At 47.3% G+C, this 2,791-nt stretch carries 4 protein-coding genes; 1 reads left to right on the top strand and 3 read right to left on the bottom strand.

The features are described 5' to 3' along the window. Positions 1-111: 111 nt before the first annotated feature. Positions 112-1,119, bottom strand: coding sequence for a LysR family transcriptional regulator (locus tag Q338_RS12290; RefSeq protein WP_051968650.1), 1,008 nt, complete (start codon positions 1,117-1,119; stop codon positions 112-114). Positions 1,120-1,261: 142 nt separating this feature from the next. Between Q338_RS12290 and Q338_RS12285 the strand changes: the two genes are divergently transcribed. Beyond that, entirely contained in the window at positions 1,262-1,891 is a 630-nt protein-coding gene (locus Q338_RS12285; RefSeq protein WP_034295960.1) for a hypothetical protein, read from the top strand. Positions 1,892-1,927: 36 nt separating this feature from the next. Here Q338_RS12285 and Q338_RS12280 read toward each other — a convergent pair whose 3' ends face one another. Both Q338_RS12280 and Q338_RS15075 read right to left on the bottom strand, forming a co-directional pair. Beyond that, positions 1,928-2,644 carry a DUF4184 family protein gene (locus Q338_RS12280; protein ID WP_034295957.1) on the bottom strand — a complete coding sequence of 239 codons (717 nt, stop codon included), beginning with the start codon at positions 2,642-2,644 and terminating at the stop codon, positions 1,928-1,930. Beyond that, on the bottom strand, positions 2,569-2,791 hold a 223-nt coding region (locus tag Q338_RS15075), incomplete at its 5' end, for a hypothetical protein (protein WP_211249461.1). The genes Q338_RS12280 and Q338_RS15075, both read right to left, overlap by 76 nt.

Raw genomic sequence — 2,791 nt, 5'->3', positions numbered from 1 at the left:
TGGATTCAATTTAAATCAGGACAAGGCGACAGCGACCGCCGTGTACACATAGTACATAAGGGAGCTGGCAACGCGGTACTGGTTTAAATTGAATTTACTATAATATTTGTTTTAGCGAACAATGGGATAGCTGTAATGATATTCCCATACACTCGGCGTTGCGCCATTCCAACGCCGCGCTTTTTGCCGCGATGGAAAGGAAATCGCTTCGGGTAAGGGAATGTCGGGGCAAATCGCAGGCGCGGCGCGTACCCCGTCCAAACAATCCAGCCAGCATTCGCGCAATAAATCCACTTCTGCGGTGCGTTTGGCATCGTGGCGCGACACCGCCCAAATTTCCCGATAAAAACCAATTTCGCCCAATTCAAATATGCGTAAACCTTCGGTATGCTCCGTCCACACGCCCGAATGGGGGACAAGTGCCACGCCCATGCCGTGTTTCACAAATTGCACAATCGCTTCCAAATCGTCTAATTCTAAAACTTCATTCACGATAATATCTTGTTGTTTCAAGAATTTTTGCACATCGTGTCCGCCAAATGAAGCGTGGTTGTAGCGAATAAAGGGCTGGGTTGCCAAAATTTCAAAAATATTTCCCTGTTGCAACGATGATGGCACAATCAAAACATAGGGTTCGCGCATTACCGTTTCGCAACGAAAATCTTGCGACAATTCAAACGGCGGCTTGATGATAAACGCCACCGCTAATCGCCCCGCGCCCACATCGCCCAGCAAATCATAGGACACACCTTGTGTGATTTGCACGTCTAATTGCGGCGCACGTTCGCGCAAAAGCGGCAACATACGCGGAAACAAACCTGTTTGCACGGTTTGAATTGCGCCCAAATTCAGGCAGCCTGAAAGGGTTTGGGGCATATCTGCGTTGCTCATTTGCTCAAATAATTCAATAATTTGCTCGGCAAATGGAACCACGCGTTCCCCAGCAGCATTCAGCGTTGCGCCGCGCCGTGAGCGGTCAAACAGTTTGAAACCCAAATGCTGTTCCAACGTTTTGATTTGTGCGCTGACCGCGCTTTGCGTCATGCCCAATTCTTCGGCGGTGGCGGCGAATGTGCCGCAGCGTTGAATGGTTAGAAAAGTCTTGATTTCGCGTAACATAATAGGCTGGGGAAAGATAAAATAATCAGCATTATAGCATACACGCCCATTGAAAAAAGTCAAAAATGCCCCAGTTGCGTATCATTGGCTTAATTTTCAGGCTGCCTGAAAATTGTTTTTCTTATTTGCTGAAATAAATAAAATGCGTAATCAAATTAAAGACTATTTACAAACTCAAGCCTTAAAACTGAATCCCGATGATGTTGCCGTTGCCCATGCTGCCACGCAAGTGGTGTTGGCGCAGGGGAGGGCGCATATTGATAATGCTTTGGTGCAGCACGATAAGTTGCCTGAATATATTTTCAATCAAATTGATACATTAAAACAATTGTTTATGGCATTGGATTCGGTGTATTCTCGTCAGGAAAATGTGCAGGCTGCCACCATTTATGTGTTGGCTGAACACGGCAATTTGTTGCGTGTGGCGCAAATGGGCGCGGCGATGGAAACTGAATTGCCCGTGAACGAAGACAGCGCGTGGTACTATTTGGCGGCGCGGACGGCGAATTCGGGTTGGGCGAATATTGCCGAAGATGTGGCAAAATGGCTGCAAATCGGCGAACTTCAGGGCGAGCATAATCGCCGCGCCGTCAGCCAAACCAGTTTGCCCATTTGTGGCGAAGATGGGGTGGTGTACGGCGTGTTGCAGGTGGAGAGTCGGGCGGTGTTGGCGGAAAACGCGTTGGCGGAATGGGTGGGGCTGGCGTTGGGCGTGTTGCCTGTGTTGCGCGAATGGTGTCCGCGTGAAGGTGGCGAAAGCGAATGTGTATAAATTAAATCATTGATATTTTGATGGATTTTTGGGTAATTATTTTGCGCGGTATTTGGATAAGGCAGCCTGAAAAGTAAACGCGATTGCCGCGCAATCCACGCCGCGAATGACCCAAGTCGCCACATCGCGCAGGGCGATGGTGTGCATGATTTGCCAAATTATCAGTAAAATTAAGCTGTTTAATGCGAAAATTAGCCAAAATCGGTTTTTTTCTTGCGCTGAAATGGGCGAAATATAGGGTGTACGTTTAGCGGAGCAGAAAATAAACGCGCCACAAATCGTCAAACCGAACACGCCGCCGCCATATTGTAGCCATTTGAATAAAGGGAAAATGCCAATATTTTCGCGTAAAATCGGCAATTGTGCGACAAAATAACCCGTTTGGTGGGTAAATGCGTCTAAAAAAATATGCGTTATCATGCCGATGATGGCAGATGTACCAAAACGCCAAAATCGTGCGTTCAGGCTGCCTGAAAAAGCGGGGTGGCGCGGCGCAATATTGATGATGGTGGGCAAATAATCGCGCAATACATCGCGCCAAATGATTTTATAAATCGTATAAAAAACAAAGCATAGGGGCAAATTAATCAGCAATGCGCCCCAAAACGTATGCCCAACGGAAAATGCCGCCCGTCCACCCAAAAAATAGACAAAATCAGGCGATAAACTGCCCAAAATCAGCGCGGGCAAATGGCATTTTTGGCAACGCGCCAACGGTAAAACGGCGGCTGGGTGGGCAAGGGTAAAGGGCATATCGTGTTTACCAAATAAAAAAACAGTATTTTAAATCTTTTCCATTTTTTCGGGCTGCCTTTCAGTACACGACAAAAAATCGGACGACCTGTTTTGGGTTTGAAAAATAGTCCAAAGTTGCCATCATCAACATGGCAGCTTTGGCAA

Origin of the sequence: Alysiella crassa DSM 2578 (assembly GCF_000745955.1) — a bacterium.
Lineage (GTDB): Bacteria > Pseudomonadota > Gammaproteobacteria > Burkholderiales > Neisseriaceae > Simonsiella > Simonsiella crassa.
The sequence above is the reverse complement of the archived record's forward strand: the minus strand, read 5'-3'. Positions and strand labels throughout refer to the sequence as shown.

What these genes read in the sequence shown, in the direction of transcription:
- Q338_RS12290 (WP_051968650.1), bottom strand. Translation starts at nt 1,119, where the DNA reads ATGTTACGCGAAATCAAGACTTTTCTAACCATTCAACGCTGCGGCACA.
- Q338_RS12285 (WP_034295960.1), top strand. Translation starts at nt 1,262, where the DNA reads ATGCGTAATCAAATTAAAGACTATTTACAAACTCAAGCCTTAAAACTG.
- Q338_RS12280 (WP_034295957.1), bottom strand. Translation starts at nt 2,644, where the DNA reads ATGCCCTTTACCCTTGCCCACCCAGCCGCCGTTTTACCGTTGGCGCGT.